At 40.5% G+C, this 23614-nt stretch carries 20 protein-coding genes and 2 tRNA genes; 12 read left to right on the forward strand and 10 right to left on the reverse strand.

Annotation, left to right across the window (positions count from 1 at the left end; genetic code table 11):
• Positions 1-39: 39 nt before the first annotated feature.
• Both NMK93_RS13850 and NMK93_RS13855 read right to left on the reverse strand, forming a co-directional pair.
• Positions 40-909, reverse strand: coding sequence for a pirin family protein (locus tag NMK93_RS13850; RefSeq protein WP_254527922.1), 870 nt, complete (start codon positions 907-909; stop codon positions 40-42).
• Positions 910-1056: 147 nt separating this feature from the next.
• Entirely contained in the window at positions 1057-1503 is a 447-nt protein-coding gene (locus NMK93_RS13855; protein WP_093098056.1) for a DoxX family protein, read from the reverse strand.
• A 148-nt stretch (positions 1504-1651) separates the two neighbouring features.
• On the opposite strand from NMK93_RS13855, the gene NMK93_RS13860 reads away from it, so the two are divergent.
• From NMK93_RS13860 to NMK93_RS13875, 4 genes are read left to right on the forward strand one after another with little or no spacing between them, the layout of a single operon-like run.
• Positions 1652-2473 carry an N-formylglutamate amidohydrolase gene (locus NMK93_RS13860; RefSeq protein ID WP_185214244.1) on the forward strand — a complete coding sequence of 274 codons (822 nt, stop codon included), beginning with the start codon at positions 1652-1654 and terminating at the stop codon, positions 2471-2473.
• Positions 2460-4295: a flavohemoglobin expression-modulating QEGLA motif protein gene (locus tag NMK93_RS13865; RefSeq protein ID WP_254527924.1), complete on the forward strand. Its 1836-nt coding sequence runs from the start codon at positions 2460-2462 to the stop codon at positions 4293-4295. The genes NMK93_RS13860 and NMK93_RS13865 overlap by 14 nt, the downstream gene beginning before the upstream one ends.
• A 21-nt stretch (positions 4296-4316) precedes the next feature.
• On the forward strand, positions 4317-5324 hold the full coding sequence (locus NMK93_RS13870) for a glutathione synthase (RefSeq protein ID WP_254527927.1): 1008 nt from the start codon (positions 4317-4319) through the stop codon (positions 5322-5324).
• A 3-nt stretch (positions 5325-5327) separates the two neighbouring features.
• Positions 5328-6437 carry a hypothetical protein gene (locus tag NMK93_RS13875; protein WP_254527929.1) on the forward strand — a complete coding sequence of 370 codons (1110 nt, stop codon included), beginning with the start codon at positions 5328-5330 and terminating at the stop codon, positions 6435-6437.
• On the opposite strand, the gene NMK93_RS13880 is transcribed toward NMK93_RS13875, so the two are convergent.
• Positions 6438-7412, reverse strand: coding sequence for a YihY/virulence factor BrkB family protein (locus NMK93_RS13880; protein WP_185214240.1), 975 nt, complete (start codon positions 7410-7412; stop codon positions 6438-6440).
• Positions 7413-7542: 130 nt separating this feature from the next.
• Between NMK93_RS13880 and NMK93_RS13885 the strand changes: the two genes are divergently transcribed.
• Positions 7543-7710 (forward strand): hypothetical protein, encoded by a 168-nt coding sequence (locus NMK93_RS13885; RefSeq protein ID WP_185214239.1) that lies wholly within the window; start codon positions 7543-7545, stop codon positions 7708-7710.
• A 418-nt stretch (positions 7711-8128) separates the two neighbouring features.
• On the opposite strand, the gene NMK93_RS13890 is transcribed toward NMK93_RS13885, so the two are convergent.
• The 5 genes from NMK93_RS13890 to NMK93_RS13910 form a co-directional block, all read right to left on the reverse strand.
• Positions 8129-11299 carry an efflux RND transporter permease subunit gene (locus NMK93_RS13890; RefSeq protein ID WP_185214238.1) on the reverse strand — a complete coding sequence of 1057 codons (3171 nt, stop codon included), beginning with the start codon at positions 11297-11299 and terminating at the stop codon, positions 8129-8131.
• Positions 11300-11324: 25 nt separating this feature from the next.
• Entirely contained in the window at positions 11325-12383 is a 1059-nt protein-coding gene (locus tag NMK93_RS13895) for an efflux RND transporter periplasmic adaptor subunit (RefSeq protein ID WP_185214237.1), read from the reverse strand.
• 13 nt (positions 12384-12396) lie between these two features.
• Positions 12397-13716, reverse strand: a complete 1320-nt coding sequence (locus NMK93_RS13900) for a TolC family protein (protein ID WP_254527931.1) — start codon at positions 13714-13716, stop codon at positions 12397-12399.
• Between the two features lies 1 nt (position 13717).
• Complete coding sequence (locus tag NMK93_RS13905) at positions 13718-14323, reverse strand: TetR/AcrR family transcriptional regulator (protein ID WP_254527933.1); 606 nt, start codon at positions 14321-14323, stop codon at positions 13718-13720.
• Between the two features lie 152 nt (positions 14324-14475).
• Entirely contained in the window at positions 14476-15138 is a 663-nt protein-coding gene (locus tag NMK93_RS13910) for an NUDIX domain-containing protein (RefSeq protein ID WP_254527935.1), read from the reverse strand.
• A 142-nt stretch (positions 15139-15280) separates the two neighbouring features.
• Between NMK93_RS13910 and pfkA the strand changes: the two genes are divergently transcribed.
• From pfkA to gap, 3 genes are read left to right on the forward strand one after another with little or no spacing between them, the layout of a single operon-like run.
• Positions 15281-16264, forward strand: a complete 984-nt coding sequence (gene pfkA / locus NMK93_RS13915; protein ID WP_185214233.1) for a 6-phosphofructokinase — start codon at positions 15281-15283, stop codon at positions 16262-16264.
• 4 nt (positions 16265-16268) lie between these two features.
• Positions 16269-17117 carry a BadF/BadG/BcrA/BcrD ATPase family protein gene (locus tag NMK93_RS13920; protein WP_254527937.1) on the forward strand — a complete coding sequence of 283 codons (849 nt, stop codon included), beginning with the start codon at positions 16269-16271 and terminating at the stop codon, positions 17115-17117.
• A gap of 5 nt (positions 17118-17122) precedes the next feature.
• Entirely contained in the window at positions 17123-18118 is a 996-nt protein-coding gene (gene gap / locus NMK93_RS13925; protein ID WP_185214231.1) for a type I glyceraldehyde-3-phosphate dehydrogenase, read from the forward strand.
• A 1394-nt stretch (positions 18119-19512) separates the two neighbouring features.
• On the opposite strand, the gene NMK93_RS13930 is transcribed toward gap, so the two are convergent.
• Entirely contained in the window at positions 19513-19902 is a 390-nt protein-coding gene (locus tag NMK93_RS13930; RefSeq protein WP_254527939.1) for a nuclear transport factor 2 family protein, read from the reverse strand.
• A gap of 111 nt (positions 19903-20013) precedes the next feature.
• Between NMK93_RS13930 and NMK93_RS13935 the strand changes: the two genes are divergently transcribed.
• The gene (locus NMK93_RS13935; protein WP_254527941.1) at positions 20014-20346 is read left to right on the forward strand and encodes a helix-turn-helix domain-containing protein; all 333 of its coding nucleotides are present in this window, start codon (positions 20014-20016) and stop codon (positions 20344-20346) included.
• Between the two features lie 684 nt (positions 20347-21030).
• Here the strand turns inward: NMK93_RS13935 and mnmA are convergent.
• A complete protein-coding gene (gene mnmA / locus NMK93_RS13940) occupies positions 21031-22131 on the reverse strand; it encodes a tRNA 2-thiouridine(34) synthase MnmA (RefSeq protein WP_185214228.1) in 1101 nt (366 codons plus the stop codon).
• 187 nt (positions 22132-22318) lie between these two features.
• Here mnmA and NMK93_RS13945 point away from each other — a divergent pair.
• From NMK93_RS13945 to NMK93_RS13955, 3 genes are all read left to right on the forward strand, one after another.
• Positions 22319-22394, forward strand: a tRNA-Phe gene (locus tag NMK93_RS13945).
• A 41-nt stretch (positions 22395-22435) separates the two neighbouring features.
• Positions 22436-22508 (forward strand) — tRNA-Phe (locus tag NMK93_RS13950).
• A gap of 183 nt (positions 22509-22691) precedes the next feature.
• Positions 22692-23510 carry a hypothetical protein gene (locus NMK93_RS13955; protein ID WP_254527943.1) on the forward strand — a complete coding sequence of 273 codons (819 nt, stop codon included), beginning with the start codon at positions 22692-22694 and terminating at the stop codon, positions 23508-23510.
• Positions 23511-23614 lie beyond the last annotated feature (104 nt).

Here is a 23614-nt window from a genome sequence, read left to right on the forward strand (position 1 = left end):
ACAACATGTTCTACCCTTGTTTATTTATCGATGGAAATATTAATCTTCCAGGTAACCGAATTTGCCAGTTTGAAAATCACGGAACGCTTGTTTGATCTCATCCTCGGTATTCATGACAAATGGACCATAAGCTGCGATGGGCTCATTGATCGGTTCGCCACTCAAAACCAAGACTAATGCATCCTCGGCAGCTTCCAACTCGATCTTTTCACCCTTGTTTGCAAACAAAACAAAATGATCGCTTGCAACATCCTGTCCATTGACCTTGACAGAGCCTTCTAGAACTAACAATCCCGTATTAAAGTTCTCTGGAAATTCAAAATCTACTTTAGCCGTGGCCTTCAACTTAGCATTGAATAAGTTCACAGGCGAAAAGGTACTCGCAGCACCCTTGGTTCCTTGGTATTCACCCGCCACAACCTCAATATATCCTAAGCCACCATCTATATCAACCTTTGGGATGTTCTTATTTTCCAAAGCCTGATATTTTGGTGTCGACATCTTATGTGCAGCTGGAAGGTTTACCCATAATTGCACCATTTGAAATTCACCACCATTCTTGCTCCATTCCGATTCATGGAATTCTTTATGCAATACACCAGAAGCAGCGGTCATCCATTGTACATCACCCTCACCGATAATTCCACCACCGCCACTGCTGTCCGCATGCTCTACCCTGCCCTTATAGGCTAAGGTCACCGTTTCAAATCCACGGTGTGGATGCACTCCTACCCCTTTTGGGATTTCACTCGCTGGAAAGTTATATTTTGAGTTATAATCAAATACAATAAATGGATCCATTCTCTGCATTGGAATAGCAGAAGGAATAAAACTATGCACTCTAAAACCATCCCCGACAAAATGTGGCATTCCAGGTTTAATAATCCTTTCAATTTGTTTTTCTTTCATGGTATTCTCCTTATTAGTAATACAAAGTTAACCCTTCCTTAACCGGAAAGCGTTGACCTATGGTAATAAGTAAAGCAAAAAAATAAGGCCTTGCTAACAAGGCCTTTCCAAATAAAACTAAGAAATCTTTATAGGTTTTCTAACCTATTAAATTTGTCTTTTATAACCTGGCTTATCCATCGCTTTGTCCAGTGACATTGGCCCTGAACCTACGATCAAGAAATAGATAAGGAGTAAAAGTACCACTAGGGACAACCAAAATTCCGAATTCAAAAAGCTGAATCCATTCGTAATGTTCACAAAGAATACCGCTCCTATCAGGATGGGAATCTGTAGAGCTACCGCCAATCGGGTACAAAGTCCCAATGCGATGAATATCCCGCCAACAAGGTGGGCAAACACCACATAGTGAACTGCACTCCAAATGGATAATTGAAAATGTGTCTTCTCGATCAAAGTAGCGACTGAATCACGATCCATAATAAAGCTTATTCCTTTTGCAAAGATCAGAATCCCGAGAACAATCCTCATAAAATCGATCCATCTCGGATGATGGGCATCTCCCCAATGTTCAATGCGTTGAATTAGGTTCATAACAACCTCCTTTTTAACTGGTTATAAAACTAAAACGCAGATAAAGACCTTGATATTATGTATTTAATAATTTTTTGTAAAATAATTAGCAAACCTCGCTTTTCCCTAAAATCAATAAACCTCTCGAAACCTTCCAGAAAACTAATTAATGGATTTATTGTTCATTAAAGTAGAAAAGATATTTATGGCAAAATTCACCAAGTATTTCATTAAAAGAATAGATAGCCCCTTTTGGGCTTTTGCGATTCATGATGGACAGCAGATCGATCCTTTTATTGACCCATATATCAATCTCAATGAAAGTGAAAGACTGCGTGAGGAGGATCCATTTACAGCTGTCATGGCTGAATTACCTATGAATCAATTTATCGTCGGCTCCTCACGGTTCCAACTTGATCTCAACCGAAAGATTGAAGATTCGGTATATCTGCGTCCCGATCAAGCTTGGGGACTGCAGGTCTGGAAAGACAGCCTTCCCGAAAATATTGTTACAGAACTCTACCTAGACCATAAAAACATCTATCAGGAAATTGAAGAGCAGATCCAAGAGACCATCGACCAATATGGCTATTTTGTAGTGTATGATATCCATAGCTATAATGCCAAGCGCAATGGATCTGAGGAAGAAGTTGACACCGAAATCAATCCGCAAATCAACCTTGGAACAGCCTATGTCGACCCAAAGTGGCAACCCCTGATTGATCAGTTAATGGGTTTCATCAGCAAGGATAGCTTGTACGATGGACCGATTGATATTCGAGAAAACATTAAATTTAAGGGAGGATACCTATCCCAGTTGATCAACAAAAAATTCGGAGCATATGGCTGTGTCCTATCCATCGAATTCCGAAAGGATTTTATGGACGAGTGGACCGGTGCTCCTGACCTTCCAAGGGTAGTCTCCTGCAAACAACTTCTAATGAATTCAATCCAGGTCTTAAAACAGTACTTTAAAAATGATTCAAGATAAGAACAAACCCCTTTTAAGAATCTTAAACGCTATCAATAAGCGGAATGCAGTCCATTATCAGATTCCCAACGTAGGCAAGTTCATCTTCAACAAAATTGTTCCCTATATCTTTATTTACAGAGTGCCCAGTGCAGAAAAGAGGGACAAGATGTTGGTGGATCTCGCCAAAACGGAAAATGCCAGCATTGTCTGTCGGTCCAAGGAATTTGATCTGGAGGAATGGATTAAACCTATATCCCAGCGGCTGGCTGAAGAGTTTGGCGCATGTCTGTTAGTCGAGGCATGGACTGCTGAACCGGGACAGAAGGAGGATATCATGGTCCATGTGGGGCAAAAGGATATGCTGCCGCTGGCTGAATATTTTCAGAAGAACATCAAAAAGGAAGCCCGTGAAATCAATGTTTCCCTGGCGAAGGATCTTAATATCCCTCAACCTTTGGATGTTTCAGCTCTGTTCAGCAAGAAAGAATTACAGAACAAGCAGATTCTCTATATGGGGCTTTCCATAAAACAGAATTATATTGAAGATGAGGATCAGGTCTTACCGATCTTGATGCGCTTATATCGCGAAACTCTAGCGAAGTCCCTTTCCCGATTGTTCTTTGAGTTCCTGCGCGTCTACACCCATCTCAATGCCACAGCACAAAGGCTCAACTTCCATCAGGAACTCACGCCCTTGATGATCGATATCGATAAATCATTGGCCCAGGAAAGCACCAAATTCGACTTTCTCTTGATGGTGACTCCATTGAATGCGCATGAAGCCTGGTTACAGTTCAAAAAAGACAAGTACTGGAAAACACCCAAGTTCCTCTATAGGCCCATGCACATTGACCCCGACTTGGTCAAGCGGAGACTGTACAATCTTCGAATAGAAGATATTTACGATCCTACCATGGCCTATATCTTTCGGGATAAGCGGACCGAATTGGACTCTATGGTCAGCATGATTGCCGATCGTGGCAAGGAGGACTTCCTGCACGGCAGTCTACAGGTCTTTGGCAACGTCTCAGAGAAACTATACAAGTCAGCTATGGCCATCCTGATGGTCACGGAACCCGAAGAACCGATCAAAAAAAGCGATGACTATATCAGTGCAAATGAGTTTGCAAAACTGGCAAGGGATGAAATCAAGTTTTTACAGAGGCAGAACCAGGAATTCAACAGTCCTGTCCGAGTCCGTGAGGATATCTCTGGCGTGATGGTCAACCGCGGCGTTCTGAACATCAGCAAGGAATATAGACTGACCCGCAAGCGGGCTGAAGCCTTGATCCAGCATGAGATCGGAACCCATGTGGTCACTTATTTCAATGGACGACAGCAACCGTTGAGCATCTTCAGCTTAGGTGTTCCCGGCTATGAAGAACTGCAGGAAGGACTTGCCGTATTGGCGGAATACATTGTAGGCGGATTGAACAATGATCGCTTGCGCATCATTGCAGCACGTGTTATTGCCGTGCAGAACATGCTTTTGGGAAATTCATTTATCGACACCTTCAACATGCTCGTTGAACAATATAGTTTTCAGCCCGAAACGGCCTTTCAGATCGTCATGCGCGTTTATCGGGGTGGTGGCCTGACCAAGGATGCCCTTTACCTGAAAGGGATTATGGAGCTGCTGAATTACCTGAAGGATGGCAACAATGTACACCTGCTCATGATGGGAAAAATCCGAAAGGATTACCTGCCCATTATCAAGGATCTCCTCCAAAAGGAAATCTTGATCCCCCCTGCTATCACACCACGCTACCTCTTCCCAGAGTTCAGTCCACAATGGAAGGACGTGAAAAGGAAAGGCAGCATTTTTAAATTAATTCAATAAGAAATTTTTTCAACAACATATATGAAAATAGCGATCTTAATCAACCAGTCTCACAAAGAAGAGGAAAAATTCACGACGACCATGCTGGCCCTCAAAGCCCTTGAAAGAGGACATTCCGTTCTTTACATTGGCTTGGCAGATTTTGTTTATGAAGATGAACAGACCGTATTGGCGCATTGCCGCGTCATTAACCCCGAACATGGCCTCAGCAATGGAGCAGATTTTGTAAAACACCTGAAAGATGCTGAAAAGACCTTGGTCGATTTAGGCGAGATCGATGTCCTTTGGCTTAGGTTTGACCCTACCCTGGACATGCTCAATAGACCTTGGGCCGCAGCAGCGGGAATCCAGTTTGCACAGATCGTCAAAAGGAATGGTCGCTATGTTATCAATGACCCTGATTATTTGGTCCAAGCCAACAACAAACTCTATCTGGAGAATTTTCCAAAATCCGTTCGTCCCAAAACCTTGGTCACCAGAAACCACGACGATGTCCTTCGTTTCTTGGAGGAGCAAAAGGATAAGATCATCCTTAAACCCTTAAAAGGTTCCGGAGGCAAAAATGTCTTTATGATCGACTATAAAGAACGCCAAAACCTAAAACAAACCGTAGAGGCCATTGCTAGGGACGGTTATGTCATTGCACAGGAATACCTTCCTGAAGCAAAAAAAGGCGATATTAGATTCTTTATGATGGATGGCGAACCATTGATCGTCGATGGAAAGTATGCCGCAGTCAGGAGAGTCCAAAAAGAAGATGAAATCCGTAGCAATATCCACCAAGGGGCTAAACCGGAAGAAGCTATCATTGATGAAAATATCCTGAACCTCGTTGGCAAGGTATCCCAACAGCTTAAAGATGATAACATGTACCTAGTTGGTTTAGATATCGTTGGCGACAAGATCATGGAGGTGAATGTATTCAGCCCAGGTGCTTTATACCATGCTTCACAAATTTTAAAGAAGGACTTTGCAAATGCCATCATCATGGATTTAGAGAAAAAGGTCAAGGATTTTTACAATAAATAATTGATGAAGAAGCTTTCAAAATGGAGCCTTTTACTTGTGGTCATAACGGCCATCAACCAAGCTGAGGCTTCACAGGTAGCTTTAAGGGATACCATTCAGGTAGATAGCGCATTTACAGACCTGCTGCTGCCAGAAAACCCTATTGGGATATCAGGAGCAGATGGAAGCATTTCAATAGATCTAGGCCAAGGAAAATCGCTCTTCCTCTGGGGAGACTCTTTCCTTGGCCCTATCAAAGATAATATCAGGCAGCAGCCATCAAAGTTTATCTTAGGGAATACCGCAACGCTCATGAGCAAGGATTCCATCAGAAGCCTATATTCCGGAAATTTTGATCAACCCAGTTCCTTTATTGATGTGAAGGAAGAAGAAAAAGGCAAGTACTGGTATTGGCCAGGAGATGCAATAATCTACAAGGAAAAGCTACTGGTATTTATGGCCAAATACAGCAAGAAAGCTAACGAGAAAGGACCATTTGCCTTTCAATATGAAGGCTGTGATTTCCTGTTGCTGGACCCTGTGAACTATAACATTCTAGATCGTTCTCCATTTATTGCAGGCAGTAACCCAATTCATTATGGACATGCCATCCTCCGAAAAGATAATGTGCTCTATATCTATGGTTCGAAAGCAGACAACAAAAACTTCAGGTCGGAATTGCATGTTATGCGAGCTCGCATAAAAGGGAGCAGATTAGAAAAATTAGAATATTGGAATGGTAGCAATTGGGTAAAAGAAGCTGATAAAAGCCAAGCCATCAAGGGCATAAACAGTATGGTTTCCGAGCAATTCAGTGTTCTGGAGCTCAATGGCAAGATTGTATTGATCAACCAAGATCGCTATCAGATACCTGGAAAGATCCTTTCCTATACCGCTGATAATTTCCAAGGACCATTTGCACAGGAGAAACTGCTCTATCAAATCAATGAACCCGAACTTAAATCAGATAGCCTATTCACCTACAATGCCATGTTCCATCCTCAGATCAGGAAAAACAACAGCGTATTGGTCAGTTATAACGTCAATACCTACAGTGAAAGACTATGGTGGAAGAAAGCCTCCGTTTACCGCCCAAGATTTATCTGGATTCCTATAGACAGCATCTTCAATTGATTATTTTTCAATAACCCTTTCCTCCTCAGTTAGTGGCGCGGGGGGGATTTCACTGACATTCCTTTCTATCTCTTTTAATTCTACATGAACCGCATATTCCGATGGTTCAATACTGATGCCATGGAACGTAGCAAACTCTCGGGTAAATATGGCTCCAAAATAAAGGATGGCGGCCGTATAGTACACCCATAACAAGATCAAGACAATGGATGCCGCAGTACCATAGGTAGACTCCGTGTCGGATGATTGTAGATAAAAACCAATTCCAAAACGGCCAATAGCGAACAATATAGCTGTAAAAAGGGCTCCTGCCTTTACAGGCCTCCAGCTGATGGTCACATCGGGTAGCACCTTAAAGATCACGGCAAAGAGGATAAAAGTGATACCGAAGGTCAATGCAAAATTGATTAAATCCATCACATAGACCGTCATATCCGGGAAAAATCGTAATAACCTATCGGTAAAGGCCAGGATAATACCATTGACAACCAAAGTCACGACCAATAAGAATCCCAATCCAATGATCAAGGAAGAAGAAAGCAAACGGTCCATAATCATCTTTAACCAGCCCTTTTTGGGTTTAGCCTTGACATGCCAAATCTTATTGATGGAGTTTTGCATATCCCCAAATACTGTGGTGGCACCGATGATCAAGGTCACGATACTGACGATAAGGGCCAGATTAGATTTACCAGAAAGACTCAGGTTCTTGATGACGTCCTGAATCTGACGGGCAGCGGTCAGCCCAACAAGCTCATTCAACTCTGAAAACAACTTACCTTTGATGGCATCCTCTCCATAAAAGATCCCTGCCAGGGAAATCATCAAAACCAATATGGGACCAAGTGAAAATATCGTATAATAAGCTAGTGAAGCGCTGTATTTCATACTGTCCTCATTCATAAATCCCATGACAGTATTCTTTAATATTTGAAATGTATCCTTAAAAAATCCTTTGCTTTCTTGTTTTTCCATAAATTATCGTTGCTCTCTATCTGTTAGAAACATCCATCAAATTAAAATGTTTGCTTATGCAATCAACAATTGTTCCGAACATAAAGCTGCCTCTCTTGTTCTAAGCATAGAAACAATTAATACACAGATCATGAGCAAACAGAAAGAAACAAGACCTGAAGAATTAGAAAAAGACAAACCTGAACAACCAAGGGAGGACAACGAAAAAGTACAATCGGATACCGGAAAGCGTCCGGAAGGTGATACCAATCCGCTCCCTCCTAACCCCAATAAGGTCGATGACCACGATGGCGATTAAAAGAAAACGGAAAAAATTAAACGGCCTGTATCCTTGCGGATTCAGGCCGTTAGCATAATAGTTAGTGTGTGTGATCTTTAAATATCTCGACCCAAAAAATCGATTTCAAATTTAATTCGATTCGTTGGAGGAATTTGCTTTGTACCAAGTACGGTAAATTTCACGAGAGAAGGATATATTTCTAAAAAAAGTAAAGGTTTTATCGGTCTCAAAAAACCATAAATCTGTCTTAAAACCACAAAAAACAATGATTTTACCAGAAATAAATTACATGTTTAACCACCTGCTTTTCCGTCGATTTCCATCAATTTCTAATCCATTTCCAGCAAAAATGGACGCTAAAATTTACCTATTATCAATAAAAAAGGCCTGAAACGAATTCCAGGCCTTTGGTATTTAGAAAATTAATTGTTCAAGTTTAGTTATGCTTAACTTCCATTTCGTCAACATAATGTTCGTTTGGAACATAATCCGCTTCCATCAATTCAGCATAATCCGTTTTTTCTTTCTTACCCCAACGACGACCGAAACCATCGAAGATCGAGTAAACTACCGGCACGACAACTAAGGTCAATAATAGAGACGATAAAAGTCCCCCGATAATTACAATCGCTAAACCTCTGTTGGTATCCGCACCATCACCTGTCGCCAATGCAATCGGGATCATACCGAAAACCATCGCGATGGTTGTCATCAAGATCGGACGTAGACGGGCATGGTTGGCAGCAACCAAAGCGTCATGTGTACTGTCCCCATGTTCTTTTCTATGGTTGGCAAAGTCAACCAATAGGATCGCATTCTTCGCCACCAAACCGATCAACATGATAATACCCAAGATGGTAAAGATGTTCAAGGTCTGGTTCGTTAATGCTAGCAACAATAACGCTCCGATGAATGACAATGGAATCGAGAACAATACCACAAATGGAGTAGAGAAACTATCGTAAAGAGCAACCATAACCAAGTACACCAATAAGATGGATGCAATCAAAGCTACTCCTAAGGTACCGAAACCTTCAGTTTGACTTTCCATGTTACCACCCCATACATATACTACACCAGGCTTACGCTCCAACTTAGAGAATCCTTCTTCCCATTCAGCAGCTACGGTACCCATTGGGCGACCAACTACCGAACCTTGGATAGATACCGCCGGTGATTTATCACGACGTTCCAATAATGTTGGTCCTGATCCGTAACCTACGGTTGCAAACTGATCCAGTGAAATGGTAGCCCCTTGATTATTGATAAACTTCAAGGTTCTCACATCATTGATATTTGCTCTTCCACTCTCAGCGAAACGGATATTGATATCATATTCGTTATCACCTGCACGGAATTTATTGTCCGTGTTACCCGAGAATGCTGTCTGCATGGTCATACCTACAGTAGCCACATTCAATCCAAGTGAAGTCATCTTATCACGGTCCACTTGAACACGGATCTCAGGGTTACCATCTTCCGAAGTCAATTTCACACCTGTAGCTCCAGGGATATTGCGTAAAATCTCTTCCGCCTTGATCGCAAACTCACGTGCATCTTCCAAATCTGAACCCATTACGGTCAATTTCAAAGGTGCCTGCTCTGCTCCCATCAAGCCCATGTTTACGGCCGTAACTTTGGAACCGATCAATTTATTCTCCAACTCACGTTTCAAACGAGCTGAATAAACCTTCGAACTTTCTGTATAGGTATCTTTTAAGATCACGTGGATCTCTGACTTATAGCGTGAACCTGCTGTAGACATTACCCCATCAGAGGATTGACCTACTGTGGTAATGATACTTTCCACTTCTGGTTTAGACTCGATAATCGATTCTGCTTTTTGTGTCAGGAAGTTGGTTTTCTCCAAAGACGCATCCTTCTCCAATTCCAACTGGATCATGAATTCTCCCTTATCTGATGCCGGGAAGAAGTCAGTACCGATATATCCAAGTCCTACCAATGCGAATGAACCGAAGAATAGAACCAAAGCGATAAACAAGGTTGCCAATTTGGTTTTCCAGTTTTTCAAACACCATTCAAGGATACCTGTGATCCAGTGCGTGAATGCTGTCAATCCTGCTTCAAAACCATGTACAATCTTTCCGATAAAGGAATTAGGATTGATATGCTCTAATTTTCCGAAACGTGAATACAACCAAGGCACCACGGTAAAGGAAACCAATAAGGATAATAAGGTCGAAATAATTACCGTCACACAGAACTGTGCTAGGATGTTAGCTACCAAACCGGTTGACATCGCAATAGGCAAGAATACCACCACGATAACCAAGGTAATCGCCGATACGGTAAATCCAATCTCTTTTGCTCCATCATAAGCTGCACGAACCTTATTCTTACCCATCTCCATATGGCGGTGGATATTCTCGATTACAACGATCGCATCATCGACCAAGATACCTACCACTAGGGAAAGACCTAACAAGGACATCAAGTTCAAGGTATATCCCATCAATAACAGACCGATAAAGGTTGCCACCAAGGATAACGGAATCGCAATCATGGTGATCGCCGCATTTCTCAAACTGTGCAAGAAGAACAACATGATAAAACCTACCAAGGCAATCGCGATCATTAAATCGTGGATTACGTTGTCTGCTGCATTCAAGGTATAATCCGTTGAATCGTTCGCAACTTTGATCTGAATATTATCTGTTTTGTAATCTACCTGAACAGTTTCAATGGTTTCTTTTACCAATTTGGAAACCTCAACCGCATTCGCATCCGACTGCTTGAATACCTGTAATAGAATGGTATTCTTACGGTCCAAACGAGCGATTTTTTCGATTTCCTTGATACCATCCTGAACATCGGCAACATCTCTCAAGAAGATCGTTACACCTGTAGGCGTGGTAATAGGCAAGTTTCTCAACTCTTCAACATCCACAACTTTACCTGCCAAACGGATTGTCGTTCTAGACTCACGTGTGCTCACGTTACCCGTAGGAAAGTCCAAATTGGACTGTGCAATTACGTTCTGGATCTGGGAAATGGAAACTCCATAACCTTCTGCTTTTTGTGGATCTACGGAAACCTGGATTTCACGTTCTTCACCACCGACCATGTCTACTTTTGCAACACCAGAGATACGCGCAAAGATCGGCTGTATCTTGTTGTCCAACAGGTCGTACAATTCTTTCTCAGATTGGTTGGAAGTCACCGCCAAACTCATGATGGCGATATCATCCAGGGAGAATTTATTCAAGGATGGAGCCTCGACATCTTCAGGGAGGTCATTGAGGACCGCATTGATCTTCCGCTGGGCATCTGTGAGCAGGAAGTTGACATCCGCTCCATCATTCAGGGTAATCATTACGATCGAAACGTTCTCCAAGGAAGTGGATTCCAATTTCTTGATATTTTCCAACGAGGATACGGCATCCTCAATTTTCTTGGTTACAGTACTCTCAACCTCGGAAGGTGAAGCACCTGGATACACGGTTTGGATGGTAATTACGTTTACCTCAAACTTAGGTATCAACTCATAACCCAATTGGGTATATGAGAATATCCCGCCTAATGTCAATAGTATGAACAATACTATGATTAGACTCGGACGTTTTATCGATATTTCAGTAATCTTCATTTTATGAGTTCGTTCTTAGCACAAATTATTTAATGATTTCAACAGGTGAGTTGTTAAACAAGTTGATCTGACCTGAAACAATAACTTGGTCACCAGCTTGTAAACCGCTAAGAACCTCAATATTATCACCAAAGCTTCTACCTGCTACAACCTCTGATTCTACTGCTTTTCCGTTTTTCAAAACGAATACTTTGTTATCCGAAATACTACCTACGAATGCTGTTCTAGGAACCACTAATACGCTTGAAGTACCGCTTGCTCCGAATACAGCAGTTCCGTACATACCTGCACGCAATTCATTGTTCGGGTTGTTCGCAATCTCGATCTCCACTGGGAAGTTTAAGCTTCCATCGGACTTAGGTGCAATGAAAGTAATCTTTCCAGTAAACTCTCTGTCAGCATATACACTCACTCTTACGTTTACAACCTGTCCCACTCGTAGGGTTGCAACATTCTTTTCGTCAACATTCACACGCAATTTCAAAGTGCTCACATTTACGATATCAAATGCCGGAGTACCTGGGCTTACATAAGCACCTGGTTCAATCTTACGGGAATTCACGATACCTGCAACCGATGTTTTGATCGTTACGTCACCAGCAGTCAATTTTGCACTTTTCAGGTTATTTTTCGAACTTTCAAACTGAAGGCGCATTTGATCCACTTGTTGTTGAGTAACACCACCAGTGCTCAGGGCATTCTCATAACGTTGTAGGTTCGCTAGCGCATTATCATAACTTGCCTGCGCATTAGCAACATTCACGTTCAGCTTATCGCCTTCCACGATTGCCAAAGTCTGTCCTGCTGAAACTCTTGATCCTTCATCAACCATAACACGAACCACACGACCACCAGTTTCTGCTGCTACCGTTACTTCTTGTTTTGGCATAAAAGTACCGTTCGCTAGGTATTCTAAGCTCATATTGCTATTCTCAGCCGTATCGATACGAACTGCCACTGCAGCATTCTTCTCAGCTACCGCAGCTGTATCTGCATCATTTTTTGCTTTATTCTTTTGGAGGATAAAGTAGATACCTGCTCCAGCAGCAATGATAACAATTAGGGTAATTAATGTACGTTTCATTTATGTGGTTATATTATTCGTTTACTAATGTTTTTAACTGTCCGTTTGCTTTGATCAACTGGATCTCGGCAATTTTATAATTCAACAATGAGGTATTCAGGTTGTTCTCTGCCGTAGCCAGTGCATTCTCTGCATCCAAAAGCTCGGTCAAGGTTGCCAAACCGTTACGGTAGTTGTTCTGGGTATCATCCAAAACTTCTTTTGACAGGTCAACGTTTCTTCTGTTCGCATCCACGGTCAATAAACTGTTCTTGATCTGCGCTTTCGCATTTTCATTGGCCAAGTTCAGTCCAAGACGTGTATCTTCAATATCAACCTCCAATTGTTTGATCTGGATGGTTGCCTGATTGATCTTCGCTTTGGTAGAACCACCATTGAAGATTGGAATGGATAGGTTCAAGCCTAGTCCTGATGTTGGGAACCATTTGAAGTCATTGCTTCCCGGAATCCCTTGACCGAAACCTTGGTAACCGATATCACCACCAAATGACAACGATGGATAATAGGCCGCTTTCATGCTCTTCCTGTTCAGCTCCAATAATTCAGCTTGTTTTTCCATCAACTTGATCTCGGTCCTACCTGATAAATCCATGGTTGATGTTGCCATTTCCAGATTTACATCAAATGTTTCTTCTGGCAATTCAATATCTGTTTCGATTGGCATACCTATCGCAAACTTCAAGGCATTTTCCTTTAGTTCCAATGCATTGACAACGATCTGTCTCTGTGCAACCAAGTTGTTGATGTTTACTATGATACGATCTAAGTCGATCTGTCTTGCGATACCCGCAGTAACCAAACCTTCAATTACCGTCTTGGTCTTATTGGTATTTTCCAAGTTATTGTCAATGGTTTCCAATTGCAGTTGCGTTTGGAAAACATCGTAATACGCATTGGCCACTTTCTCGATCAAGGATTCATCGGTCAACTGTCTGTTGATTATATAAAATTCGCGCGTGGTCTTTGCTGCTTTCAAGCCAGTGAACAAAGATTGGTTAAAGATCTGTTGGTTCACTGAAAGTCCAGCAGTGGAGTTCCAAGGCTGACCCATTTTAAGGTATTGGGTCTGTCCACCAACTTCCAAGGGCATACTTGGGATGATGGCATTGTATTTTACACTTGCCGAGCCGTTGATTTGTGGTAAAGCTCCTGCCCTAACCTCGTCGATTTGGTACTCCGAGTTTTCTAGGTCCAGCATCGCCTTTTTGGCTTCAGCTTTATTCTCCAATGCAAATTTTACCGCTTCCTGCAAGGTTAAGGTCTCTTGTGCATGTAACAATGATCCGGATAGCATTCCCGCTACCATAAGGGCCATAAGTTTTGTTTTATTCATTCTATTTGTTGCTAGCTATTCGTGCTTCGAAAATTAGTTTTAGCGCTCTTTTTTGACTCTCTACGATCTTGTCTACATTCGCCTCATTCGGAATGCCTGTAATGACATCCGAAATGGTATGAATAATCCCAAGGCCTTTCTGTATTTCTACTAGAGTCTGTGCACATCCTTCCACATCATCCATGATCAATTCGGCAGCTTCTATCGAACGTTGGAAAAGCATCTTGATCAAGGCCACCTCACGTTTATAGAACTCCTCCATCACCTCGTTCAAGTCCAGACCTTTGATCCAGTCCAGGTTCTCACAGATATGCAACACATAATATTTGCGGGTATAAGCAGCCCTATATTCCAATACATCCGTCATCGTCTTCATCAGGTCGCCTGAATAGGACTCTACAATCTCCTTCTCTCCTGCATACACATCATTTCCAATCTTTATCAATACATCTAAAATAAAAGTTGACTTATCTGGGTAATAATAGTAAAGATTGGCTTTTGTAATTCGCAGATCATCGGCAATTTCATTCATTGTGGTTTTATGAAAACCAAAATGAGAGAAGCGTTTCAACGCTGCATCAATGATTTGATCCTTACGGTTCTCCATTTTTATACCTTTTTTATTTTTGACTTTTTCTAAAAATTGTTCAAAAGTATAAAATAGAAAATAAATAATATCATCCCTTTGTCAAAAAAGTGACGATTAACACTTTTTTAACATAGGACCTACGTTTAGACAAAAATTTAAGGAAGTTGTTTTTAGTCCTGGCTAAAGATTTTGTGGAATTTTTTCTTGTCGAATGAATACAGCTTTGCTGCACGATAGGATACTCCTTTTTGGAATTCATTCAATTCTTTGAGATAACCCAGATTATTGATTTTTTTCCTAAAGTTCCTTTTATCTAGCTGTTTGTTGAGTAAGGCCTCGTAGACTTGCTGCAATTGGGTCAGGGTAAACTTGGCTGGCAATAACTCATAGGGAGTGGTAGAAAAAGTGACCGTTTTCTTGAGTCGGTCCAAGCTCAGCTCTATAATATCTTTGTGGTCAAAGGCCAGGTCAGGCAATTCTGTTACAGGAAACCATTTCAGCTGACGCATATAGGTACCGCCCGAGGAAATTTTATTCTTGACCTCTTCCATCTGTACCAAAGCCATGTAAGCAACCGTTAGGATCCGCCCTTCGGGATGTCGCTTGACCCCGGCAAAGGCGGCCAATTGATCCATGTAAATATACTTTAACCCAGTCATCTCGAATAGGATACGGGCCACAGCATCGGCCATTTCCTCGTATTTATTCACAAAATAGCCCGGTAGAGCCCACCAATCCTTGTAAGGATATTCATTTCTTTCCGCTAACAATACTTTTAGTTGGCCCTCATCAAATGTCAGAATGACACAATCTATGGTAAAATGTGTTTGCAAAATCTAAATTTATTTTAATTGATCAATTGTTTCCCCTAAAACCTCAACAATAATAAGAATTACACAAACAAATTACTAAAAAAATTTAATAGTGTAAGAAATACACATTATATTCGTATTTCTAAAAAATAAGAAAGACCTAATGAACAAGATACGAAGGATTGGCGTTTATACATCAGGAGGAGACGCTCCAGGCATGAATGCAGCCATTCGCGCAGTAGTTCGAACAGCACTTTTTAACGACCTCAAAGTAACAGGTATATTTAGGGGATACGAAGGAATGATCGAGGGAGATTTCACCGAAATGGTAAGTCGCTCGGTAAGTTCTATCCTTCAAAAAGGTGGAACTATTTTGAAATCTGCTCGCTGCCCCGAATTTAGAACTCCTGAAGGACGTAAAAAAGCGTACGAAAATATTAAAAGAGTGGGGATTGACGCTTTGGTGGCAATCGGTGGAGATGGAACCTTTACAGGGGCCGAAGTGTTCTCCCAAGAATATGATATCCCGGTGATGTGTATCCCAGGAACTATCGACAACGACCTATATGGTACGGACTATACCCTAGGTTTTGACACGGCAAACAATACTGTCATTGATGCCATCGACAAAATTAAAGATACCGCCGCATCACATAACCGTTTGTTTTTCGTTGAAGTAATGGGTAGAGACTCTGGATGTATCGCCCTGAATGCTGGTGTAGCTGGTGGTGCAGAAGCCATTATGCTCCCTGAAAAGGATACCGCGATCGACGAACTCATCGAAATGTTGGAAGTTGCAAAAGATCGAAACAAAACCTCCATGATCGTTATTATTGCTGAAGGTGATAAAAATGGTGGCGCCTACAATGTTGCCAAACGCGTGGAAGAAAAATTTGATTTTTATGACACAAAAGTTAGTATATTAGGACATTTACAACGTGGAGGATCCCCAAGTAGTTTCGACAGAGTACTTGCAACCCGAATGGGATATTTCGCAGTCAATGAACTAATAAATGGCAATAGAAGCGCTACAGTAGGAATACGTGGTAGCAAAATGGTAAGCACCACTCTGGAGGAAGCTTTGCGTGGCAAGGAATTCAAACTGGATGAAGAGCTCATCACTATTGCTGAAGTAATGAACATATAAACTTATGATTGCAGTCGTTTTTAGTGGATCAAGATACGCCGATTGGCGACTTGCCGAAAAAGGCAGGATCCTTCATGGATTCCGCACTACCGGTATCAACCCTTATATCCAAGATGAAAGGTTTATCTTTCAGCTGCTCAATAAAAACACCCAACTGATCAACAATGCCGAAAAGATCCGCAAGATCTATTTCTTCGGCGCCGGTGCCTCTTCCAAAGAAAGACAGGAAAAGATCGAAAAGGTATTTTCCAATTTCTTCAAGAATGCCAAAGTCAAAGCCAGCCACGATATGCTGGCCTCGGCAATCTCCACCTTCGGAAACGAAAAAGGGATCATTGGCATCATCGGCAGTGGGTCAAATGCTGCATATTATAACGGACGTAAAGTCGTCGAGAACAATTATGGTCTGGGCTACATCCTAGCGGATGAAGCTTCTACAAACTGGCAGGCACGTCAGATCCTCAAGGATTTCCTGACCGAGTCCATGCCCCAGGGATTCCGCGAAAAGTTATTGCACAAGCACAACATCGACCGCAAGGTCATCCTGGACAAAACGTACAACAGCCCAAACCCTAACATCTTCCTGACCTCTTTCGCCGACTTCATCCTGGAAAACAAGGATGACCCTTACATGGAAGGGATCATCAAAAAAGGTCTCGAAAAATATGTGAAGACCTATTTGGTCCCCCTTTCGGAGACATTCCCTGACTCAACCTTAAATTTCACAGGTTCAGTAGCTAATAATTACGCCGATTGGTTGCGCGAAATCGCCAAAGAAAACCATCTGGCCGTGGGCACCATTATTAGGGAACCTGTACAAAACCTTGTTAAATATTTTATAAATAAAAATTAGTAAAAATGAAAATTGGAATTAACGGATTTGGCCGTATTGGCCGTTTAGCATTCAGAGCTGCTGTAAAACGCAGTGATATCGAAGTAGTAGGTATCAACGACTTAGTAGAACCTGATTACTTAGCATATATGTTGAAATACGATTCAACACATGGTCAATTCGACGGTACTGTTGAAGTAAAAGACGGTAACTTGATCGTTAATGGAAAAACTATCCGCGTTACAGCTGAAAAAGACCCTGCAAACCTGAAATGGAATGAAGTTGGTGCTGAAGTTGTGATCGAATCTACAGGTTTCTTCTTGACTCAAGAATTAGCTCAAAAACATATCGAAGCTGGTGCTAAGAAAGTAATTATGTCTGCTCCTGCTAAAGACGACACTCCTACTTTCGTAATGGGTGTAAACCATAAAGATCTTAAACCAGAATACAACATCGTTTCTAACGCTTCTTGTACTACAAACTGTTTAGCGCCTATCGCTAAGGTATTGAACGACAAATTCGGTATCGTAGAAGGTTTGATGACTACAGTTCACGCCGTGACTGCTACTCAAAAAACTGTGGACGGTCCTTCAGTAAAAGACTGGAGAGGTGGACGTGGTGCTTACCAAAACATCATCCCTTCTTCAACTGGTGCTGCTAAAGCGGTTGGTCTTGTTTTACCTGAATTGAAAGGTAAATTGACCGGTATGTCTCTACGCGTTCCTACTGCTGACGTTTCTGTTGTTGACTTAACGGTACGTCTAGAAAAAGGTGCTTCTTACGAAGACATCAAAAAAGCAATGAAAGAGGCTTCTGAAGGCGACTTGAAAGGTATCCTTGGATACACTGAAGATGATGTAGTTTCTACTGACTTCTTAGGTGACGCCCGTACTTCTATCTTCGACGCTAAAGCTGGTATCTCCTTGAACGATAACTTCGTGAAAGTGGTATCATGGTACGATAATGAGTGGGGTTACTCAAACAAAATTATCGACCTAGCTCAAGAAGTAGGTAAATTATAAGGATAATTTGATTTGTTCCTGGAAACAGGAATAATTCCTATATGAAAAACAGTAGTGGCGTAGTGCTGCTACTGTTTTTTTGTTGTTACTTTTTGCGAAAAAGTAAGCAAGTTCATGTTTGAACCAGGATGGAAGGGATGTGAGGATGGTCCAAGATTATGCTTAATTTGCCACTGGAAAGGTAGCCGATTTTGTAGGAGCTTATTGCATAAGCCCGCTTTCTGCAATCCTAACATCAACATCAATTCTGATTAAAGAAATTCCTCGATTTTCAAACTCTCGCGCGTACAAATCCATAACCCAACCCTCCATGGGGAACATCTTTATAAAAAATGGAAATCGATCAACGACCAATCCACAGCATGGCTGAAATATTTTTTACCATCTTTTATGTGTCACCCTGAGGGCTCCGCCGAAGGGTCTTGGAACTATCCACAATCATTTGAAATAGTTTCCTCATCTTACGATTACGGAATGACACGGATCCTTAAAAAGTTAAAAAATAGATTCTTCGTTTCACTCTGAATCCCTCTTTAGCGCATTTTGATTCTGAACGAACAGTGAAGAATCTGTACGCTTCTCTACTAATATTCCCTGTCATCCTTTACCGAAGGTAAAGGACCTGTACGCCAAAACCATTCTTAACTTTTCATGACTAAAGATAAATAAAGGTATTTAGGACTCATAAACCCCTAGAATGGATGGAATATTTGTAGAAATTGGATGTTTGTAACGACCAATCCACAGCTTGGGTGAAATATTTTTCACCATCTTTTATGTGTCACCCTGAGGGCTCCGCCGAAGGGTCTCGGGACTATCCACAATCATTTGAAATAGTTTCCTCATCTTACGATTACGGAATGACACGGATCCTTAAAAAGTTGAAAAATAGATTCTTCGTTTCACTCTGAATCCCTCTTTAGCGCATTTTGATTCTGAACGAACAGTGAAGAATCTGTACGCTTCTCTACTAATATTCCCTGTCATCCTTTACCGAAGGTAAAGGACCTGTACGCCAAAACCATTCTTAACTTTTCATGACTAAAGATAAATAAAGGTATTTAGGATTCATAAACCCCTGGATGGGTGGAATATTTGTAGAAATTGGATGTTTGTAACGACCAACCCACAGCGTGGGTGACATCTTTGTAGACCCATGTTATCAATCAATGACCAAACCTCAGCATGGCTGAAATATTTTTCACCATCTTTTATGTGTCACCCTGAGGGCTCCGCCGAAGGGTCTCGGATCTATCTATGCCCATATTTTTTTTGAAAACCCCTGGATGGAATGAAATATTTCCCAACCCTTCCCTTCCTTGCTTATCCCTGAATAAAAAAAGAGCATTTTTTAGAATGCTCTTTTATCAATATGTCCTTTAAATAATATTTTACTATTTCCCCCAAAAAGCATTTTCAGCTTCTTGGTCATCTGAAAACAACCAAACTTCGGTAATCTTTCCATTTTCCACTTTAAACAGATCAACACCTAACATATCCAATTTGCGTTCGTCTATCGAACCGCTGAAACGCAAAGGCATTGCAACCAAATCACCATTGACCATTAAATTACTGTTTGGCGTTAATGCAAAGGTCCCTTTGGAAACTTCCATCATACCAGCAATCATTTTACCGATTTCATCAGCACCGTTTTTCAATCCAGAAAATTGATTGTCGCCTGGCTGATGCCATTTAACGCCTTTTGAAAAATACGAAAATGCTGTCGGTACATCACCTTTTCCCAGTGCTTCAGCATATGCAATTACTACTTCTTTTGCTGTCATAATAATTTCTTTTAATGTTTATTGTACAAAATTAGAACATTACTTACCTTTGTACAAGTACCTACCTATTGGTACAGTACTTACCTATTTGTTAGAAACACTGATTATCAAATGGAAGAAAATAAAAAAATAATTAAGCAGTCCGACGAAAACTGTCCTGTACGGAAATCTTTGGAATTATTGGGTGGTAAATGGACCTTATTGATACTGTTTCAAATAAACGAAAGGGTAATCCGTTACGGCGAACTCAAACGCTGCATTCCCAAAATCAGCGAAAAAATGCTGATTCAAGAACTAAACTCCCTGGTAGCAAACAAATTAGTTTACAAAAAATCATATCCCGAAATCCCCCCAAAAGTGGAATACAGCCTTACCGATTTGGGCTTAAAAACATTACCCATCGTGGATAAACTGGCTACTTTTGGATTGGAAAATTTGAAATAGAATAATTAAGGTCAGAGAAACAGATAAGCTCTAATCAAAATCTAAAGATCGAAAAAGATTTCACCCACCCTGAGGGTTATACGTTATATATTTTCAAAATCTATAAAGATTTCACCCCTGCTAGGGGTTTTGCTAATTATTCAATCCACATATAATCTTGCCCTATCCTCTCATCCTTTCCATCCTGGTTCAAAACCCAGATCTTGTCCCATCCTCTCATCCCTTCCATCCTGGTTCAAAACCCAGATCTTGCCCCATCCTCTCATCCCTTTCATCCTGGCTCAAAACCCAGATCTTGATCCATCCTCTCATCCCTTCCATCCTGGTTCAAATCCAATTCCCTAAATTTTTCAATAAACCCCATCCGCTTGTCTCGCGACCATTCCCTTTCCTTTTCCAAAAACCAATACAAAAACCATCCCCTCATCCCCCAGCCCTTCTCAATAAAAAAACTCCAAAAATCCATCAAAATTTGACCACGTCAGCTTAGTATCCTTTTACTCTCATTCGAGGCATATTGCGAAAATTCCGAATATGTCTCGAATGAGACCAAAAGCATTCCCGACCTTAAGCTCATCTCCTAATCCAAACAAAAATGGTCCAAAAACAACAAAAGGCGATGTGATTTCCACATCGCCTTTTAGCATTTTTATTAATTCACTTTTTTACAAAAGTGATCTTATTTTATCTCTCTTCTTTCATCAAGAAACCACCACCGATCAAATCATCGCCTTCATAGAATACGGCCGACTGACCTGGGGCAATCCCTTTTACATTATGGACAAAATCCACCTTCATGATATCTCCTTGTTGGGTCAAGGTCGAGATAGCCCCAGAATCCTTGTAACGGATCTTGGTGATCGCTTCCATCGGTTCATCAAGGGAGGCATATTTAACCAGATTGATGTTCTTGACAAATGCTTGGCTTCTTTCCAGTTCATGTTCCTCACCTAATACCACCGAATTGGACTCCGGTAAGATCTGTATCACAAACATTGGCTTTCCTAGGGCAATTCCCAAGCCTCTGCGCTGTCCGATCGTGAAATATGGATACCCAATATGCTGACCAACTACAGTACCGTCAGAAAGGATAAAATTACCCGGTCCGATCTCTTGATCCAAGCTAGGGCGTTTATGTCTTAGGAAGGAGCGATAATCGTTGTCAGGGACAAAACAGATCTCATAGCTCTCCGATTTATTCGCCAATTCCTTTTGATCCATATCTAGTGCCATCTGGCGGATTTCCTTTTTGGTAAAACTTCCCAAAGGAAACTGCGTCCTTGCCAAGTTCTCCTGGGAAACGCCCCAAAGTACATACGACTGGTCTTTGTTTTCGTCCTTACCCTTGGAGATCACATATCTACCGTTGTCATGCATGCGGATATTCGCATAGTGACCGGTTGCAATAAATTCACAGTCCAATTTATCGGCACGCTTCATCAAAGCTTCCCATTTGATATGGGTATTGCACAGCACACATGGATTCGGAGTTCTTCCGGCAATATATTCATCAACAAAATTGTCAATCACATAATCTCCAAATTCTGAACGAATATCAAGGATGTAATGCGGGAAGCCATAGTTTACAGCCAATGTCCTAGCGTCATTGATACTGTCCAGACTACAACATCCTGTTTCCTTTGAAGAGCCGCCGGAACTAGCATAATCCCATGTTTTCATCGTGATCCCGATGACCTCATATCCTTGTTCGTGTAGCATTACTGCAGCCACGGAGCTATCCACCCCACCACTCATTGCTACCAAAACTCTTCCTTTTTTACTCATAATATTTTATTGAAGTGCAAAGATACCGTTATTTGCCCATTCCCAATGTTTATTTGATGTAATTTTATCTCAATCAAAATCAAGACTTTGAATATTTCAACGAAAATATTTAAGGCAAAAGTTTTAGAATTCGAAAAAGGACGGTATATTTGCATCGCAAGTTCGGTAACGGACATGTCAAAAAAAAGGTGCCATAGCTCAGTTGGTAGAGCAAAGGACTGAAAATCCTTGTGTCGCTGGTTCGAATCCAGCTGGCACCACCAAAAATCTGACAAGTAACAGATTGTAAAAACAAAAACTTGAAGGTGCCATAGCTCAGTTGGTAGAGCAAAGGACTGAAAATCCTTGTGTCGCTGGTTCGAATCCAGCTGGCACCACAGAAAAAATCCTCAATTTTCATTGAGGATTTTTTTGTTTTTAAGAGGTTTGCCGGAAGCCTGAAATGGATAATAATATATTATCCAGTTTTTATTAGTAATAACTAGTAGATTTAAAGTGTATAATGCACCCATTTGTCAAGGAAGACCACCAATTTTAATATCATAAGCCATATTGCTAATATGAAAAATAATCAACGAGATCTATTATTAAAATTATATGACCAAAAATCTAATGGTTTATTTTATGAAAATAGTCCATTTGACATTCTTATTCATTCTATATTAAACACTATTAACTTCGAATCAATAATAAATTTATATTTCAATAATTCTTTACAAGAATTAAATTCTTCTATATTATCTAACCTAAGAAAGAGGGTTGATTCAGAATTTCATTTAGATAAAATATATGAGAATTTAAAAGAAATTATTGAAAACAATTCAGATTTCAGACAATCACAAAGACTTAGAATAATCGCAGAATTATTAATTCAAAATCTACCAAATGAGTATAAATCAGATTATTTTAATACATATTTCTATTCAAAATATATAAACGATAAAAAGGCATCCCTAAAATATCTTCAGTATTCAAAAAAAAATGTTGTTAGCGACCTCTTAAATACATATTTAAATACTAATAATAGAGTATTCTTAAATGCAATCCTAAAGCAAAAAAATCGGAAAATATTATTAAAGAATTTTAATAAAATTTGGTCTTCAGAACTACCATTCCATTATAAAAAGCAATTAATTAACTGCATAAAGCCTGTCAACAAGGAAATATATGATTTAATAAAAACACATGATGGTGATATGTATTTTCATTTAAAACTATTAAATAATACAATTACAAATGCAGATTTATTAGACAAAATAAACACCAATTCTGGACAAAAGCAGCTATTTTATATTTGGCAAGCAAGTAAATATTTAGAGTTTGATACCCTAGAAGAATCAATAAAACAATTAATCCCCAATGAAAATACTCACAAATAAAAATAAAATTTTATTAATCATAATCTAAATTCTCAATATGTCCTTTTAATGCGATTTTAAACATCAACTATAAAGCAGAGGTAATTTTTATTATATTAAAAAAA

Source organism: Sphingobacterium sp. LZ7M1, assembly GCF_024296865.1.
GTDB lineage: Bacteria > Bacteroidota > Bacteroidia > Sphingobacteriales > Sphingobacteriaceae > Sphingobacterium.

Excerpts from the sequence above, each read along its gene's own strand:
- NMK93_RS13885 (WP_185214239.1), top strand. The coding sequence starts at position 7,543 with ATGAGCAAACAGAAAGAAACAAGACCTGAAGAATTAGAAAAAGACAAA.
- NMK93_RS13870 (WP_254527927.1), top strand. The coding sequence starts at position 4,317 with ATGAAAATAGCGATCTTAATCAACCAGTCTCACAAAGAAGAGGAAAAA.
- NMK93_RS13920 (WP_254527937.1), top strand. The coding sequence starts at position 16,269 with ATGATTGCAGTCGTTTTTAGTGGATCAAGATACGCCGATTGGCGACTT.
- NMK93_RS13895 (WP_185214237.1), bottom strand. The coding sequence starts at position 12,383 with ATGAAACGTACATTAATTACCCTAATTGTTATCATTGCTGCTGGAGCA.
- gap (WP_185214231.1), top strand. The coding sequence starts at position 17,123 with ATGAAAATTGGAATTAACGGATTTGGCCGTATTGGCCGTTTAGCATTC.
- NMK93_RS13930 (WP_254527939.1), bottom strand. The coding sequence starts at position 19,902 with ATGACAGCAAAAGAAGTAGTAATTGCATATGCTGAAGCACTGGGAAAA.
- NMK93_RS13865 (WP_254527924.1), top strand. The coding sequence starts at position 2,460 with ATGATTCAAGATAAGAACAAACCCCTTTTAAGAATCTTAAACGCTATC.
- NMK93_RS13855 (WP_093098056.1), bottom strand. The coding sequence starts at position 1,503 with ATGAACCTAATTCAACGCATTGAACATTGGGGAGATGCCCATCATCCG.
- NMK93_RS13905 (WP_254527933.1), bottom strand. The coding sequence starts at position 14,323 with ATGGAGAACCGTAAGGATCAAATCATTGATGCAGCGTTGAAACGCTTC.
- NMK93_RS13955 (WP_254527943.1), top strand. The coding sequence starts at position 22,692 with ATGAAAAATAATCAACGAGATCTATTATTAAAATTATATGACCAAAAA.
- NMK93_RS13900 (WP_254527931.1), bottom strand. The coding sequence starts at position 13,716 with ATGAATAAAACAAAACTTATGGCCCTTATGGTAGCGGGAATGCTATCC.
- mnmA (WP_185214228.1), bottom strand. The coding sequence starts at position 22,131 with ATGAGTAAAAAAGGAAGAGTTTTGGTAGCAATGAGTGGTGGGGTGGAT.
- pfkA (WP_185214233.1), top strand. The coding sequence starts at position 15,281 with ATGAACAAGATACGAAGGATTGGCGTTTATACATCAGGAGGAGACGCT.
- NMK93_RS13875 (WP_254527929.1), top strand. The coding sequence starts at position 5,328 with ATGAAGAAGCTTTCAAAATGGAGCCTTTTACTTGTGGTCATAACGGCC.
- NMK93_RS13880 (WP_185214240.1), bottom strand. The coding sequence starts at position 7,412 with ATGGAAAAACAAGAAAGCAAAGGATTTTTTAAGGATACATTTCAAATA.
- NMK93_RS13850 (WP_254527922.1), bottom strand. The coding sequence starts at position 909 with ATGAAAGAAAAACAAATTGAAAGGATTATTAAACCTGGAATGCCACAT.
- NMK93_RS13935 (WP_254527941.1), top strand. The coding sequence starts at position 20,014 with ATGGAAGAAAATAAAAAAATAATTAAGCAGTCCGACGAAAACTGTCCT.
- NMK93_RS13890 (WP_185214238.1), bottom strand. The coding sequence starts at position 11,299 with ATGAAGATTACTGAAATATCGATAAAACGTCCGAGTCTAATCATAGTA.
- NMK93_RS13860 (WP_185214244.1), top strand. The coding sequence starts at position 1,652 with ATGGATTTATTGTTCATTAAAGTAGAAAAGATATTTATGGCAAAATTC.